General features: G+C 65.8%; 12 protein-coding genes. All 12 read right to left on the bottom strand.

Translation table 11 applies throughout. The features are described from left to right. Positions 1-26: 26 nt before the first annotated feature. Complete coding sequence (locus AC1Q7F_RS24490) at positions 27-1,169, bottom strand: NAD(P)/FAD-dependent oxidoreductase (protein WP_492511156.1); 1,143 nt, start codon at positions 1,167-1,169, stop codon at positions 27-29. Next, positions 1,169-2,560: an FAD/NAD(P)-dependent oxidoreductase gene (locus tag AC1Q7F_RS24495; RefSeq protein WP_492511157.1), complete on the bottom strand. Its 1,392-nt coding sequence runs from the start codon at positions 2,558-2,560 to the stop codon at positions 1,169-1,171. Before AC1Q7F_RS24495 ends, AC1Q7F_RS24490 begins: the two co-directional genes overlap by 1 nt. Further along, positions 2,542-2,853 (bottom strand): (2Fe-2S)-binding protein, encoded by a 312-nt coding sequence (locus AC1Q7F_RS24500; protein ID WP_492511158.1) that lies wholly within the window; start codon positions 2,851-2,853, stop codon positions 2,542-2,544. Before AC1Q7F_RS24500 ends, AC1Q7F_RS24495 begins: the two co-directional genes overlap by 19 nt. Continuing rightward, complete coding sequence (locus AC1Q7F_RS24505) at positions 2,850-4,628, bottom strand: ABC transporter ATP-binding protein (RefSeq protein ID WP_492511159.1); 1,779 nt, start codon at positions 4,626-4,628, stop codon at positions 2,850-2,852. Before AC1Q7F_RS24505 ends, AC1Q7F_RS24500 begins: the two co-directional genes overlap by 4 nt. A gap of 2 nt (positions 4,629-4,630) precedes the next feature. Next, on the bottom strand, positions 4,631-5,458 hold the full coding sequence (locus tag AC1Q7F_RS24510; RefSeq protein WP_492511160.1) for an ABC transporter permease: 828 nt from the start codon (positions 5,456-5,458) through the stop codon (positions 4,631-4,633). Further along, the gene (locus AC1Q7F_RS24515; RefSeq protein WP_492511161.1) at positions 5,455-6,435 is read right to left on the bottom strand and encodes an ABC transporter permease; all 981 of its coding nucleotides are present in this window, start codon (positions 6,433-6,435) and stop codon (positions 5,455-5,457) included. The genes AC1Q7F_RS24510 and AC1Q7F_RS24515 overlap by 4 nt, the downstream gene beginning before the upstream one ends. Positions 6,436-6,439: 4 nt before the next feature. Beyond that, positions 6,440-7,972 (bottom strand): ABC transporter substrate-binding protein, encoded by a 1,533-nt coding sequence (locus AC1Q7F_RS24520; RefSeq protein ID WP_492511162.1) that lies wholly within the window; start codon positions 7,970-7,972, stop codon positions 6,440-6,442. Between the two features lie 8 nt (positions 7,973-7,980). Then, entirely contained in the window at positions 7,981-9,267 is a 1,287-nt protein-coding gene (locus AC1Q7F_RS24525) for an NAD(P)/FAD-dependent oxidoreductase (protein ID WP_492511163.1), read from the bottom strand. A gap of 223 nt (positions 9,268-9,490) precedes the next feature. Then, positions 9,491-10,159: a haloacid dehalogenase type II gene (locus tag AC1Q7F_RS24530; RefSeq protein WP_492511164.1), complete on the bottom strand. Its 669-nt coding sequence runs from the start codon at positions 10,157-10,159 to the stop codon at positions 9,491-9,493. Positions 10,160-10,334: 175 nt separating this feature from the next. Next, positions 10,335-11,261, bottom strand: a complete 927-nt coding sequence (locus AC1Q7F_RS24535; RefSeq protein ID WP_492511165.1) for a 2-hydroxyacid dehydrogenase — start codon at positions 11,259-11,261, stop codon at positions 10,335-10,337. 150 nt (positions 11,262-11,411) lie between these two features. Beyond that, positions 11,412-13,559: a TonB-dependent siderophore receptor gene (locus AC1Q7F_RS24540; RefSeq protein ID WP_492511166.1), complete on the bottom strand. Its 2,148-nt coding sequence runs from the start codon at positions 13,557-13,559 to the stop codon at positions 11,412-11,414. Positions 13,560-13,831: 272 nt separating this feature from the next. Further along, complete coding sequence (locus tag AC1Q7F_RS24545) at positions 13,832-15,028, bottom strand: acetyltransferase domain-containing protein (RefSeq protein ID WP_492511167.1); 1,197 nt, start codon at positions 15,026-15,028, stop codon at positions 13,832-13,834. Positions 15,029-15,286 lie beyond the last annotated feature (258 nt).

Below are 15,286 nucleotides of genomic sequence, written 5' to 3' on the forward strand. Positions count from 1 at the left end.
ATGACGAAGCAACAAGGTCGATAGAGCTATACCCCCACCCGTTCCACCTTGTAATGCGACAGGTCGATGCCCGTGGCGCCCGTGGCGATCAGTTCCGCCATGGTCTGGCCCACACCCGGCCCGATCTGGAAGCCCGATCCCGAAAAGCCGAAGGCATGGAACAACCCGCTGGTGGTGGCGCTGGGCCCCATCACCGGCAAACTGTCATCCATATAGCCCTCGATCCCCGTCCACACCCGGATGATGTTCAACCTTGCCAGGGCCGGGGCCAGCCGGCGGATCTGCTGCAACTGGGTCAGGGTATTCTGCGGCTTCACAAAGGACCGGTAGGTCTCCGCCAACGCCGGCCCGCGACAGGACCCGCCCAGCACGATATTGCCGCGCGCCACCTGCCGGAAATAGACGGTTTCCACCTCCAGCGGCGTCATCACCCCCACGGCCGGCGCGATGGCATAGGGCACGGGTTCGGTGACCGACATGGTGGGGCTGCGCGCCGTCAGCTTTACCGGTTCGCCGAACTGCGCCGACAGTTCCCCGGCCCAGGCCCCGGCCGTGATCAGCAGCACGGGCGCCTTGAACACCCGCCCATCCTTGGCCGTGGCGATGAAATCGGTGCCCGCCTTGGCGACATGCCGGATACGGGTATTTTCAAACACTCGGCAGCCCAGCCTCTGTGCCGCCCGCGCAAAGGCCGGGGCCGCCAGACGCGGGTTGGCATGCCCGTCCAGGGCGGAATAGGAACCCGCCAGCACGTCCGGCCCGAAGAACGGGAACCGGTCGCGCAGCGCATTGCCGGTCAGGATCTCCAGATCCAGCCCGTTCTGGCGGGCCTGATCGGCATATTCCTCCATCTTCCCCACATTTTCCGGCCGCTCGCGATAGCAGACGCGGATATGGCCGGACTGGAGATATTCGACATCCGATCCCAGCAACTGATTGGCCTGGCGCCAGATCTCCAGCGACCGGTTGGCCAGATGCAGCTGGTGGATGGGCCGTCCCTGCCGGCGGACATTGCCGAAATTGGTGCCGCTGGCCTGGCGGCCCACCAGATCGCTTTCGATCAGGGTGACGGAAAGACCATGGGTATGGCGCAGGAAGAAGGCGGCAGACGATCCCATCAGCCCGCCGCCAATGATCAGCACGTCGCTGTGCGTCACGGGATTGCTCATCATTCCGCCTCCCCGATAGCGATGGGCAGGGGCTTCACCGGGGCCTGACCGCGCAGGCGCCCGGCCTCGGCGACAGGGAAATCACCATGCGCGGCGATCACTTCCGCCGCCGCATGCCCGCAATAACGGCCCTGGCAACGGCCCATGCCGACCCGGCTGAACGCCTTGGCGCGGTTGGTCTCCGCCGCCCCCGTCACATCCATGGTCCGGCGCACATCGCCCACCGTCACACATTCACACCGGCAGAGGATCGTATCATCGGCCAGCGCCGCCGCTTGGCCGTGCGGCCAGGGGAAGGCCTTGGCCAGACCGCGCGCGAAGCGGCCATAGCGCGCCACCTCCCGCCGCAGCATGATCACCGCACCCTGGTCTACGGGCAATCCCAGGTCGGACAATGCGGCCAGCGCGGCCAGCCGGCCCGACGCCTCCGCCGACCGCGCCCCCAGCACCTTGGCCCCGTCGCCGGCCAGATACAGCCTTGTCGGCGCCTCGGCCCGCCCATCCTGGTCCCGCACGGGCAGGTACTGGCGCGTCAGGTCGTCGAACGCGAAGCTGCAGCGGCCCAGATCGGCCAGCTGTGTTTCCGGGCGCAGGTGATAGCCCATGGCCACTGCGTCCGCCGCGAAAGACCGCTCACTGCCATCCCCCAGCCGCACCGTCACGCCCGTGACCCCCGTCCTGGCATCGCCCTGGATGGCCACCGGCGTCACCCCGGTCAGCAGCGGCACACCGGCGGCCCTGATGGCGCGGGTCAGGGCGATACCGTTCCACAGCACGGACGGCAGGGCCAGCAGGTCGGGCAGGGCGGTGATGCGCGCGGTAAGGCTGGACGTGTCCAGCACCGCCACCACCTTGGCCCCCGCCTTGATGTACTGAGAGGCCACCAGATAGAGCAGCGGCCCGGTGCCCAGGAACACCACCTGCGACCCGATGGAGACGGCCTGCGCTTTCAGCGCCACCTGCGATCCGCCCATGCTGTAGGTGCCGGGCAGGTCCCAGCCCGCCATGGGCATCAACCGGTCCGTGGCCCCGGTACACAGGATCAGGGCGTCATAGGGCAGCGCGTCCTGCGCCGTGCCGCTGGCGGTCCAGACATGGCCGTCCGCGATGTTCCAGACCAGGGTTTCCGGCCGGTAATCGATGCGGTCGCGGATGGTGTCGAACCCGTCATGCACCGCCTTGGCGCGGTCCGCCTCCGTACCGTACAGGTCCGTATAGGGCCGGCGGAAATTGTCGGGCTGCCGGCGATAGATCTGGCCGCCCGCCCGCCGCCCCTCATCGATGACGATGGGGGTCAGACCGGCGGCCACGACGGTTTCCGCCGCCCGTACCCCGGCGGGTCCGGCACCAACGATAACGACCCGCGGCGGGATCACCCGTGGTTCGGCCATGATGCCCCCGGCTGGCTGGTGGTGACGGACATGCCGTCCTCGGCAAGGGTGGAACAGGCGCGCAGCCGGTGGCCGCTCTCGGTCCAGACCCAGCAATCCTGGCATGCCCCCATCAGGCAGAAACCCGCCCGGCCGCCATCGGTGAATTCCGACTGGCGCAGGGTACCGCCCGCCGTCAGCATGGCGACCATCAGCGTGTCGCCTTCCATCGCCCGCACACGGGCACCGTCGACAAAAATCTGGATGGCGGGCCGGTTCCTTTCGGCCAGCCGCACGAACCTTGCCTGGCTCACAATGATCCCTCCAATGCACCCTCTGGCAATGCGCCCTCTGGCCGATGGCACAGGATGATGTTGCCGCTTGGCATCTTGCGTCGCGGCGGGGTGAATTGCTCGCAAGTGCCCGCCACGCGCGCGGCGCAGCGCGGCAGAAACCGGCACAGGTCGGCCCCGTCCTTGGGCTGTCCGATGGCGGGCGGGGCGGGGCGTGCGCCCTGTTCCTCCAACCAGCCCGGCCGCAGCTCCGGCACCGAGCCGATCAGCAGGTCGGTATAGGGATGGCGGGCCGCCCCGTCATAGCCCTGCCTTTGCCCGGTTTCGACCTGCGAACCGGCATATAGCACCATGATATCGTCGGCAATGGCGCGGACCGTGGCGATGTCATGGCTGATGAACAGGTACGCCAGACCCAGCTCGCGTTTCAGTTCGGCCAGCAGGTCCAGGATGGCCGCCCCCACCACCGTATCCAATGCCGACGTCACCTCGTCACACATGATCAGGTCGGGTTTGGCGGCGAGCGCGCGAGCCAGATTGATACGCTGCTTCTGCCCGCCCGACAGGCCGCCGCAGGGGCGGTCGGCAAGGCTCGCCGGCAGCTTGATCAGGTCCAGCAGCTCCGCCACCCGCTTCGCCGCCGCCGGACCCTTCAGACCATGGTAAAAGGCCAGCGGCCGCCCGATGATCTCGCCCACGCAATGGGCGGGGTTCAGCGCCGTATCGGCATTCTGGAACACCAGCTGGATGCGCCGGAACTGTTCCTTGCTGCGCATGGATAGCGACGGCGGCAGGCGGGCGCCGTCGAAATTGATGGAACCTGCGGCGGGCGGCAGCATGCCGGCGATCACGCGGGCCAGGGTCGATTTGCCCGACCCGCTCTCCCCGATCACGCCCAGCGTGGCACCGCGCGCGATGGAAAGGTTGATATCGCGCAGGATCGGCGTGGCACCATACCCGGCGCTCATGCCCTTGATCTCCAGCAGCGGGGCCGCGGCGCCCTTCGGTGCCTCCACGGCCACCCGGTCCGGCCGCGCCGCCGCCATCAGCGTCCGCGTATACTCATCCGCCGGTGCCTCCAGCACCTGCGCCGCCGCCCCGTTCTCCCGCACCTTGCCCTTGTTCAGCACGACGATGGCATCGGCCATCTGCGCCACGACCGCCAGATCGTGGGAGACATAGACGGCGGTCGCCCCCTGCTGGCGCACCGCCTGCTTGAAGGCGCGCAGCACCTCGATCTGGGTGGTGACGTCCAGCGCCGTCGTCGGCTCATCCAGGATCACCAGTTCCGGATCGGTGATCAGGGCCATGGCCGCCATCAGGCGCTGCAGCTGCCCGCCCGACAATTGATGCGGATAACGCTCGCCGATGCTTTCCGGCTGTGGCAGGGCCAGCGACCGGAACAGGGTGATCGCCTTCTCCTCCGCCGCCTTGCGGTCCAGCCTGCCATGGATCAGGGCGGGTTCCACCACCTGGTCCATGATGCGCCGCGACGGGTTGAACGACGCGGCCGCCGACTGCGCGATATAGGACACCCGGTCGCCGCGCAGGGCCGCCAGCCCATCCTCGTCCAATCCCAGCACCTGGGTGTCGCCCACCCGCACGGTTCCGCCCGCGATGTGGCAGCCCTGGCGGGCGTAACCCAACAGGGCCATGGCGATGGTGGTCTTGCCCGACCCGCTTTCCCCGATCAGGGCCAGCACGCCGCCGCGTGGAATGGCAAAGCCGACATCATCGACGATAATCGCCGCCCCGGCCTTCACCTGCAGGCCCCGGACCTCCACATGCATGTCCATGCTCACTCCTTCCCCGCCATGCGCCGGCCGCGGCCGGGCAGGGCATCGATCAGCAGGTTGACACCCACCGTCAGGGTGGCAATCGCCAGGGCCGGCATCAGGATGGCGGGTGCCGCCTCGCCCAGGCCGGAGATATTCTCCCGCACCAGCGATCCCAGATCGGCATCCGGCGGCTGCACGCCCAGGCCCAGGAAGGACAGGCCCGACAGCAAAAGCACGATGAACACGAAGCGCAGGCCGAAATCGGCCAGCATCGGATGGATCATGTTGGGCAGTATTTCGCGAATGGCGATATAGGCCGCGCCTTCGCCCCGGCAGCGCGCCACGGCCACATAATCCATCTGCGCCAGATTGACGGCCAGCGAACGGGCGATGCGGAAGGCGCCGGGAACATAGGTGATGGATGCCACCAGCAGCAGCAACGGTAGCGACGATCCGACCACCGCCACCAGCACCAGGGAGAAGATCTTGGACGGGATGGAGATCAGCGTGTCCATGAACCGGCTCACCCCCTCATCCAGCCAGCGCGGGGCCACGGCGGTCAGCAGCGCCAGGGCGATGCCGGTGGTGCTGGCCAGCAGGGCGGCCGCCAGCGCCAACCCCACGGAATAGCGCGCCCCGGACAGCAGCCGGCTCATCACATCGCGGCCCAGATAATCGCTGCCCAGCAGATGGGCCCCGGTGAAGCCGGCGAACACGTCATGCGCCACGAAGGCGCCTGGATCGTAGGGGGCCAGCAGCGGCCCGAACAAGGCCAGGAACAGCCAGAACAGCACCAGGGACAGGCCGGTGCGGCCGCTGCCGGACAGGCGTCGGATGAAATGTCTCATCGGTTGCGCAGCCTCGGGTTGGCCAGGATGGCGACGGTATCCGCCACCAGCACCAGCAGCAGATATGCCGCACAGAAGATCATGGCGCAGGCCTGCAACAGCGGCATGTCGCGGCTGGTCACGGCATTGACCATCAGGCTGGCCAGACCCGGATAGTTGAAGATCGTCTCCACGATCACCGCCCCGCCCAGCAGATAGGACAGCGACAGGGCCATGGCATTGACGATGGGGCCGATGGCGTTGGGCAGCACATGGGTCAGCACCACCCGCGCCGGCTTGATGCCCTTCAACAGCGCCATCTCCACATAGGCCTGGTTCAGCTGCTGGATGATGGCGGCCCGCGTCATGCGCGCCATCTGGGCGATGACGATCACCGCCAGCGACAGCATGGGCATGGCCAATGCCCGCAGCACATCGCCAACCCCCGCACCCGTGGGGATCAGCGCGATGGAGGGCAGCCAGCGCAGCTCCACCGCGAACAGCAGCACGGCCAGCGTGGCAATCAGGAATTCCGGCACCGCCACCATGGACAAGGTGGCGATATTCAGGCCCCGGTCCAGACGGCTGTCACGATGCATGGCCGACAGGATGCCGATGGTCAGCGCCACAGGCACGCAGACCAGCGCCGTCAATGCCGCCAGCAGCAGCGAATTGGGCAGGCGTGCGGCGATGACATCGCCCACCGGCAGGTTGGCGACGATGGAGAAGCCGGGATCGCCGGTAGCCATGCCGCCCAGCCAGCGCAGATAACGTTCCGGTGCCGGCCGGTCCAGCCCGAATTTCTCGCGCAGCGCCGTCACGGCTTCGGCCGTCGCACTCTGTCCCAGCATCTCCTGCGCGGCATCGCCGGGCAGCATCTGGGCGATGGAGAAGACGACGATGGACACCAGCAACAGGGTCAGCAGGCCCGATGCCACGCGCTTGGCCATCAGGGGCAGGGCGGTGGCGATCAGGCCACGGGTCGCGGGTCCGGCCATGGGGTCAGCCCTCCCACCAGACATGTTCAGGAAAGGCATAGCCCATCAGGCCGCCGATCGGCACGGGCACCAGGCCCTTCACCCGCCGGTCATAGCCGTCGATCTGGCTGATGAACACCGGCACGACGGTGCCACAATGGTCGCGCGCGATCTCCTGCATCTCGCCATAGATCTCCTTGCGCAGGCCCTCGTCGGCCTGGGCGCGGGCCTCCAGCAGCAGCTTGTCGAAATGCTCATTGTGCCAGCCGCTTTCGTTCCAGGCGGCGTCGGACTTGTAGAACAGGCTGAACACCAGGTCGGCGGTGGGGCGCGGGTTGGTGTTGCCAAAGCACAGGGGATGCTTCATCCAGTGCGTGGACCAGTAGCCATCGGCCGGCATGCGGTTGACCGCCAGTTTCAGCCCCACCTTGGCCCCATATTCCTGCAGCACCGACGCCATGTCCACCGACCCCTCCGCCGCCGGGCTGGCATAGAGGGGCAGCGGGGCCGATGGCAGGCCGGCGCGGGCGAAATGGTATCGCGCCTTGTCCAGGTCCAGTTCCCGCTGGGGCAGGTCGGCGCGGTAATAGGGGTGGATGGGCGGGATCGGATGGTCATTGCCCAGCACTGCGAAATCGCGGAACAGGGCGCGCTTGATCAACTGCCGGTCGAACAGATGCTTCATGCCCAGCACGAAATCGGCATTGCCGGTGGGCACCCCGTCCCGGCGCATGATCAGGTTGGTATAAAGGCCCGACGGCGTTTCCAGCAGGGCATGGGTACCGCTGTCGCGCACGCGCCGCGCCGACCGCGGATTGACGGCATTGATCAGGTGCACATCGCCCGACAGCAGCGCATTGACCCGCGCCACTTCATCCGGAATGCCGATCAGCTCAAGGCTGTCCAGATAGGGTTTGCCCGGCCGGAAATAATCCTCGTTGCGCACGCCCATGGTGCGCACGCCGGGCTGGAACAGGTGGCAGCGGAAGGGGCCGGTGCCGTTGGCGGTGCTGAAATCGGTGGTCCCAGCCTTGACGATCATGAAATGCGACTGCGCCAGGATTGAGGGCAGGTCGACATTTGGCCCGGTCAGCACAATCTCCACATCGCGCGGCGACACGGCCCGCACCGATGCGATCTGCGACGCGATGGGCCGCACCTTCGACCCCGTGGCCGGGTCCTGGTGGCGCAGCAGGGAATAGACCACATCATCGGCGCTCAGACTGCTGCCATCATGGAAGCGCACGCCCGCCCGCAGGATGACGCGCCAGGTGATCTGGTCGGCGCTGTCCAGGCTTTCGGCCAGGCTCGGCTGCGGCCGCAGATCCGCATCATAGGCGGTCAGGGCGTTGTAGAACATGTGGTGGCGGACATAATCGGTGGACAAGGCCCCCTTGGCCGGGTCCAGCGTGTCGGCGGTGGAGCTGGACATGCTGGCGACCCGGATATGGCCGCCCGTGCGGGGCTGGGCCGCCTGGGTCCGGGGGGCCGGCATCCAGGGGGCCAGCCCGGCGGCAAGGCCCGCACCTGCCAGCATCTGGCGTCGGGAAAGGCGCATGGGGCCCCTCAATGCAGGATGTCCTGAAGACGGTAATACAGCCCCACCAGCGGCAGGAACCACGGCTTGCCCAGATGGCCCGGCACGGGCGGCCAATAAAGGTCGGCCCAGGGATTGGCGCTGCTGTCGCCATCCATCACCCGCGCCATGCGCTGTCCCATATGCACGGCCATCTGCGTGCCATGGCCGCTATAGCCCATGGCATAGAAGATGCCGCCATGCTCCCCGGCGCGCGGCAGCCGGTCGGCGGTCAGATCGACCATGCCGCCCCAGCAATAATCCACCTTCACGTCGGCCAAGGCGGGGAACAGGCTGCGCATCGTGGCATCCAGGATGCGCCCGCTCTTGGCATCCGACAGCGGGTCCGACACGGCGAACCGGGCGCGGCCGCCGAACACCAGCCGGTTGTCGGGCGTCAGGCGGAAATAGTTGCCGATATTCTTGCTGGTCACATAATTGCGTCGGCCGGGGAACAGGTCGGCGGTGACCGCCTCGGCCAGCGGCTCGGTGGTGATCACGAAGGACCCGACCGACACGATGCGCCGGCGGAACCAGCCGAAGGGACCCACAGGGCTGGCCCCGCCCGTGGCGACCAGCACCTGGCGGGCCCGGATGGTGCCCTTCGGCGTCGTCAGTTCCCAGCCGCCGCCCGTGGTACGGGCCAGCCCGGTAACGGCCGCCCCCTCATGGATGACCGCCCCCTTGCGCACCGCCGCCGCCGCCAGGCCGACGCCGAACCGCCCGACATGCAACTGGGCGCTGGTGGTCTGAAGCAGACCACCATGGAAGCCGTCGGCCTTGATCTCCTGGGCCAAATCGGCGCGCGACAGCAACTGGATATGGGGGTCCACCCTGGACAGGCTGTCCGCCGCCCGCGCCAGCTTCTCGTAATGTTCCGGCTTGGCCGCCAGCTTCAGCCGGCCGCAGCGGCGGAAGGAACAGTCGATATTCTCTTCCTGTGCCAGCCGTTCGACATCATCGACGGCATCGACATGCGCCTGATAGAAGGCGCGCGCCTTGTCGAACCCGAAGCGGCCGGCCAGACTTGCGAAATCATGGGCGGTGCCGCTGTTGCACTGGCCGCCATTGCGCCCCGATGCTTCCCCCACCACGCGGCCGGCTTCCAGCACGGCCACCTTCGCCCCCCGGCCGGCCAGTGCCAGCGCCGCCGACAGGCCGGTGAAGCCACCACCGATGACAGCGACATCCACCCGCCCCTCCACGGGACCGGTCGCCGCCCCGGTAAAGGGCGGCGCACTGTCCAGCCAGTAGGAGGTGGTCTGCGGCAGGGTCATTTGGCTTGTCACCGGGGTTGGGGGAGGGGGGAACTCATCCGCTTTTTCATTGCCTTTCCCGCCTCCCCGGCGAAGGCCGGGGCCCAGGTTCACAGGTGCTACGGTGGGGTTTATCGCCATGAACGCAGCTGTGAGGTCGGGCTTCTGGCCCCTGGGCCCCGGCCTTCGCCGGGGAGGCGGAAAGAGACACGGGAGACGGTAAAGAATGGATCGTCGGAAAACCCTATAACCCCAGCAGCGCCGGCAGGATGCCGATATGCGGGATTTCATAGTCGCGATAGTTGGGGTTGGTCGGCTCGTGACCGCGCGCCACGAAGACGCGGGCGCCAAAGCCCAGGTCGGTGGCGCTGTTCTGGTCATACCGGAAGGAGGAGGAGACATGCATCATCTCTTCCGGACCGCAGCCCAGCTGGTCGAACATATATTCGAACGCCTGGAAGCGCGGCTTGTAGGCCTGGGCCTGCTGCGCGGTATAGACGCGGTGGAACGGCGCGCCCAGCAGGGCGACATTATGGTGGATCTGGTCGTTCATGGCGTTGGACAGGATGACCAGCGGGATCTCCTTGGCCACCTTCGACAGGCCGTCGGCCACGTCGGCATGCGGGCCCCAGGTCGGCACCGCTTCATAGATGCGCTGTGCCTGCTCCGGGCGGAATTCCACCTTCCATTTTTTCGCCGTGCGCTGCAGCGCATTATGGATCACCTCGGCATAGGGCTTCCAGGCGCCCAGCACCTCGTCCAGCCGATAAGCGGCGAAATCCTTGCAGAAACGGTCCATGTCCGCCGCCGCGATGCGATCGGCAAACATCTCGCGCGCCATTTCCGACATGCGGAAGCGGGTCAGGGTGCCGTAGCAGTCGAAGGAGATGTATTTGGGCCGGAAGCTGGCCATGGCTGTCATCTTTCCATTGAATGCGGTGGAAGATCGAGACGGGCCGTCAGGCCCTGTACGAGGCATATTAGGACATGGGGCCATCGGAACTTCCGCCCGAAAGCGGGAGGGAGACGGCAGGGAATGCGGATTTTCGCATCAGCCATGCGGCACGATGTGCCGTGCCCGATTCTCTTTAGTAGCCCCGATCCCGGTCCACTTCGCCCACCATGGTCAGCCCCGCATGGTGGCGCCTTATATTGGCGATCAGCACGTCGGCGGAGCTGTCATCACGGGTACGGCTGGCCACGTGCGGGGTCAGCCATATGGCCGGGTGGCGCCAGAACGGATGGTCGGCCGGCGCCGGTTCCACATTCAGCACATCGATGATGGCGGCCGACAAGTGGCCTTCATCCAGGGCCGGGATCAGGTCATCCTCCACCAGATGCCCGCCGCGCCCGACATTGATGATGGCGGCACCGCGCGGCAGAAGATCGACGTTTTTCCGGCACAAAATGCCGCGCGTCCCGTCGGTCAGCGGCAGCAGACAGACCAGGATGTCGCAAGACCCCAGGAAGGCGGGCAGGGCCTCATCCCCGGCATAGGTCTGAACCCCCTCCATCACCGCCCCCGACCGGCTCCACCCGGAAAGCTGGAACCCGAAGGGACGCAATGCTGCCAGCGAGGCGCGGCCCAGATTGCCCAGGCCCATGATACCAACCCGCCGCCGCCCGGCCGCCGCCGGCACCAGCGGCGCCCAGCGTTGTTCGGCCTGCGCGCGGGCATAATGCGGCAGGTCGCGATGGATCGACAGGACGGACAGGCAGACGAATTCCACCATGCTTTCCGTCAGGCCGGGGTCCAGCATGCGCACAACCCGTACCTGTGTCGGGACTTGGCTCAGGTCCAGCTGATCCACCCCGGCACCGACGGAGAACAAAACCTCCAGGTTCGGCAGTCCCTCCAGCAATTCGCGCGTCACGGTCCAGGCCGCCAGATAGCGGATGTCGGCCGGATCACCGACATTCGGCCAGCTGCGGAACTCAACGTCCGGCAGTTGCCGGGCAAAGGCCTCGCGCCAGACCTGGCCACGGGCGGGATCGGATTTGAACAGGAAGGCCATGGTCGCTCCCGTTTCATAAAAAACCCCGCCCAGGGGAACCGACGGGCGGGGTTGAAAGTCTGACAGGAATGGGGGAGGGGGGCGAAGTCCTCCTTTTCTCGCCTTCCCGCAACAAGCCGGGAAGGCGAGAAGGAAGGAGAAGACTATCCCTCAGAAACTATAGCTCACACGCCCCGTCACCGTGCGCGGCGTTCCCGGTGCCACCCACAGGCGGGCATAGGAGCTGGCATAGTAGCGCTTGTCGAACAGATTGTTGACGTCCACCGACAGCTTGATCTGCTCCGTCGGCTCATAAGAGGCTTGCAGCTTCACCAGCGTATAGCTGGGCAGGTAGAAGCTGACCCCCGTCTCGCCCAGGCGCTTGGACACATGGTTGATACCGCCGCCGACGCTGGCCATGCCCTGGCCCAGCTCGAAATCCTTGAACAGCATCAGGTTGGCCGTGTGCTTGGGTACATTGATCAGCGGGTCACCCTCGCGGATCGGCAGGGCGAAGTTGGGGTCCAGGAAATCCTCCGCCACCTCGGCATCGGTATAGGCATAGGTGACGAACAGGCGGGTATCGGCGGGAAGCTTGGCATTCAGGTCGAATTCCACGCCCTTGCTGCGCGCCGACCCGACGGCCATGGAGAAGCCGGCATTGACCGGATCGGCCGTCAGCACATTGCTCTTCTTCATGGTGAACAGCGACACGGTGCTGTTCAGCTTGCCATCCTCGCTCTCATACTTGGCACCCACCTCGTACGACTTGGACTTTTCCGGCTCGAACAGGGTGCCGTTGGCAGCGCTGCCGCTGTTGGGGCGGAAGCCTTTGCCATAGCTGGCATAAAGGCTGACCTCGTCAGTGGCGTTATAGACGATGCCGCCCTGCGGGCTGAATTCGGTATAGGACCGGATCTTGGGATTGGTCGCCGACAGGGCGACGGCATTGTCCCGCAGGTTGCGCTTGAAATCGTCATAACGGCCGCCGAAGCGGATCTTGAAACTCTCCGTGATGTCGATCTGATCCTGCAGATAGATGCCCCAGGCGTCCTGAACCTCATGCGTATTGGTCAGGGTGGCGTTGGGGGTGGCCAGATTGCCATAGACGGGGTTGAACACGTCGATGGCATTGTTGGCCGTCGTGATCGGGCGGCCCGCCGTATAGGCCGGCGGACGATAGCGGCGCTGCAACGTGTCGATGGTGAACTTGTCCCAATCGGCGCCGGTGATCAGGTGATGGGTGATCCCACCGGTCTCGAATGTGCCGGAGACTTCACCGCGCACCACGGCATGCTCGGTGTCATAGTCGCGCTCGCGGCGCTGACGCGACAGATACTGGTTGGTGGAATTCAGCGTCTGGCGCCCACCGGCCAGTTCGGCTTCGGTGGAGAAACCTTCGAACGAGGTCTTCTTGTAGCTGCCGCCCAGCAGCACCGCCCAATTGTCGTTCAGATCATGCTGAAACTGCACCTGATGTCCCAGCACGTCGATCTCAATGGGGCCGTCGCCCGGCTCGCCCAGGAAGCGGGAGCGGGGCAGGGCGCCCAGATTGCCATTCACGGCCACGATGCCACGGTCGAACGGCACCTCCTGGTCCACATATTCCATCTCGTATGACACGGTCGTGTCTTCGGTCAGGACCGCCAGGATGGAGGGCGACGCGACCAGCTTCTTGGCGTCGATTGTATCGCGGAAGCTGCCTGCATCCTCATAGGCCGCGTTCAGGCGGATGGCGATGCTTTCCGTGACCGGGCCGGTGATGTCACCCTCGACCCGGTAGGTGTCATAGCTGCCGGCCGAGGCGGCGACGCTGCCCTTGGTCTGGAATTCCGGCTTCTTGGTGATGATGTTCACCGTGCCGCCGGGCTCGCCCCGGCCGAACAGGGCGGAATTGGGGCCCTTCAGCACCTCGATCCGCTCGACATTCGACGCATCGCGCGGGCCGCCATAGCCGCGGCCGCCATTGAAGCCGTTGACCAGGAATCCGCTGGGGAAATTTTCGTCCCCGGCAAAGCCGCGCACCGCGAAACTGTCCCACAGGCCGCCGAAATTATTCTGCTTGGCGATGCCGGACGCCAGTTCCAGGGCACCTTCCAGCTTGGTGATACCCAGATCCTGGAGCAGCTCGCCATCCAGCACCTGGATGGCCTGCGGCGTCTCCTTCAGGGGCACATCGCCGCGATAGGCCTGACGCTGGCCCACCACGATAATCTCTTCCAGGGCGCCATCGGCGGGCTGGGCGGTCGCCACAGGGGCCAGGGCCACGCAGGCGGCCGTGGCGACAAGCGCCAGGCGGAACCGGTTAGTCACATACATCGTTGATCCCCTTTGTGAAGCTGCTCCGCTGTTCACTCTTCGCGGCGTTGACCCTGAAAGGCCGTTATCACGTGCCGACTGTTATGTTATAACGTTCCTCTGGGGCAAGACCTTTTTTGAAAGGCCCGAGGTCTTTTCCCCTCACCAGATCAGCGTAAGCCGATCAGCAGATAATTTTGCTCAAAGCGGACGGTTGCGACGGTGTGTTCTATTGTTGTAGGGCCCAAATGCGCGGATTATGCCGGGGTGAATTCCGCGCTGTTTCAGCACGCTTACAGATATTTCAGCCACCAGATGTCGCGGCGGCGCTGCTTCAACCCGGCGAACCAGCGGGTGGGCAGGTACAGCGGCACCAGCAGGATGGCGACCCAGATCCAGACGGTGGCGACATTGTCGACGCCGAAGAACTGCCCCTTGTTCAGCCCGTAAAGGGCCACGGCCACCAGATACAGCGCCTTCAGCACATAGAGATGCAGCAGGTAGAAGAACATCGGGGCGCCGCCGAACATGGCCAGATACGGCATCAGGCGGCTGTCCTGGTACTTCTCGAACAACGCCAGCAGCAGCACCCCCACACCGACCGTGGACAACAGGAACAACAGCGACGGCGGATATTTGGTCAGCGACAGGAAGGCCATGACGCTGCGCAGCGTATCGACGCCCGCCACCCAGGGCTTGTCACCATAGATATTCAGGGCGCGGATCATGACGAACCCGACCAGCATGCCGGCACCCAGCAGGATCAGCCGGCGGCGGCGGACCAGGGCGTCGCTGCCCCGGGCGAACCAGGGGCCGGTGGCATAGCCCAGCAGGATGACGCCGATCCAGGCCAGCACCGGATAGGTGGTCTTGGCGATCAGCCCGCCGCCCAGCTCGATCACGGCGCGCTGGTGCAGCACGGCCCAGACCTCATAGAGCGCATCGCCGGGCGCCAGCCGGATCGGGTCCAGCAGATTATGCCCCAGCACGATGGCCAGGCCGATGGTGACTTGTGCTGCACGCGGCAGGTGCAGCAGCCCGGCCAGGGCCACCATCGAGATGCCGATGGCCCAGATCACCTGCAGCCAGAAGGTGGTGGGCGGGAACTGCGCCGACCAGGCGAAGCCCACGAAGGTCAGTTCCAGAAAGATCAGGAACAGCCCGCGCTTCAGCAGGAACATCGACGTCTCGGCCTTGCTGTGCGACTGGCCATAGAGCCAGGCCGACAGGCCGGTCAGCGCCACGAAGGTCGGCGCGCAGAAGGTCGAGAGCAGCCGTGTGAAGAACAGGGCCGGATCGACCGTGGCGGCATCCACCGGGTCGGTCACCTGCATATGCAGGAACCAGGTCTCCCGCACATGGTCGACCAGCATGAACACCATGACCAGCCCGCGCAGCGCATCGATGGCCACCAGCCGCGACTGTGCCTTGGCCGCCGCCCCGATCCTGGAAAGAACGGGCGTGCCGCCCGTACCGGTGATGCTTGTCATGCCCGTGATCCCGTTCTCTGTCCCGCGCCTTTTATACGGCGTCTGGGATCAGAGTAACCCGCCGCATGGTACGGATATGCGGATTTGACAGGCAGGGCGGTGGAAGCTGCCGAAATGCCCGGCGCGGACGGCAGTGGATTATTTTCCATAAGATAGATTATCACGCACATGTCTGTAGGCGCGGTGGATTCTATTTTGAAGTGCGACTCTCTTTTATAATCAGATGGTTAGCAATGGAGGCTGCCATGGGAGAGCATT

The organism is Niveispirillum sp. GW835-FHT14G11 (assembly GCF_058793615.1).

Coding starts and splice junctions, on each gene's coding strand:
- AC1Q7F_RS24490 (WP_492511156.1), bottom strand. CDS start 1,169: ATGAGCAATCCCGTGACGCACAGCGACGTGCTGATCATTGGCGGCGGG.
- AC1Q7F_RS24495 (WP_492511157.1), bottom strand. CDS start 2,560: ATGGCCGAACCACGGGTGATCCCGCCGCGGGTCGTTATCGTTGGTGCC.
- AC1Q7F_RS24505 (WP_492511159.1), bottom strand. CDS start 4,628: ATGGACATGCATGTGGAGGTCCGGGGCCTGCAGGTGAAGGCCGGGGCG.
- AC1Q7F_RS24510 (WP_492511160.1), bottom strand. CDS start 5,458: ATGAGACATTTCATCCGACGCCTGTCCGGCAGCGGCCGCACCGGCCTG.
- AC1Q7F_RS24515 (WP_492511161.1), bottom strand. CDS start 6,435: ATGGCCGGACCCGCGACCCGTGGCCTGATCGCCACCGCCCTGCCCCTG.
- AC1Q7F_RS24520 (WP_492511162.1), bottom strand. CDS start 7,972: ATGCGCCTTTCCCGACGCCAGATGCTGGCAGGTGCGGGCCTTGCCGCC.
- AC1Q7F_RS24525 (WP_492511163.1), bottom strand. CDS start 9,267: ATGACCCTGCCGCAGACCACCTCCTACTGGCTGGACAGTGCGCCGCCC.
- AC1Q7F_RS24530 (WP_492511164.1), bottom strand. CDS start 10,159: ATGGCCAGCTTCCGGCCCAAATACATCTCCTTCGACTGCTACGGCACC.
- AC1Q7F_RS24535 (WP_492511165.1), bottom strand. CDS start 11,261: ATGGCCTTCCTGTTCAAATCCGATCCCGCCCGTGGCCAGGTCTGGCGC.
- AC1Q7F_RS24540 (WP_492511166.1), bottom strand. CDS start 13,559: ATGTATGTGACTAACCGGTTCCGCCTGGCGCTTGTCGCCACGGCCGCC.
- AC1Q7F_RS24545 (WP_492511167.1), bottom strand. CDS start 15,028: ATGACAAGCATCACCGGTACGGGCGGCACGCCCGTTCTTTCCAGGATC.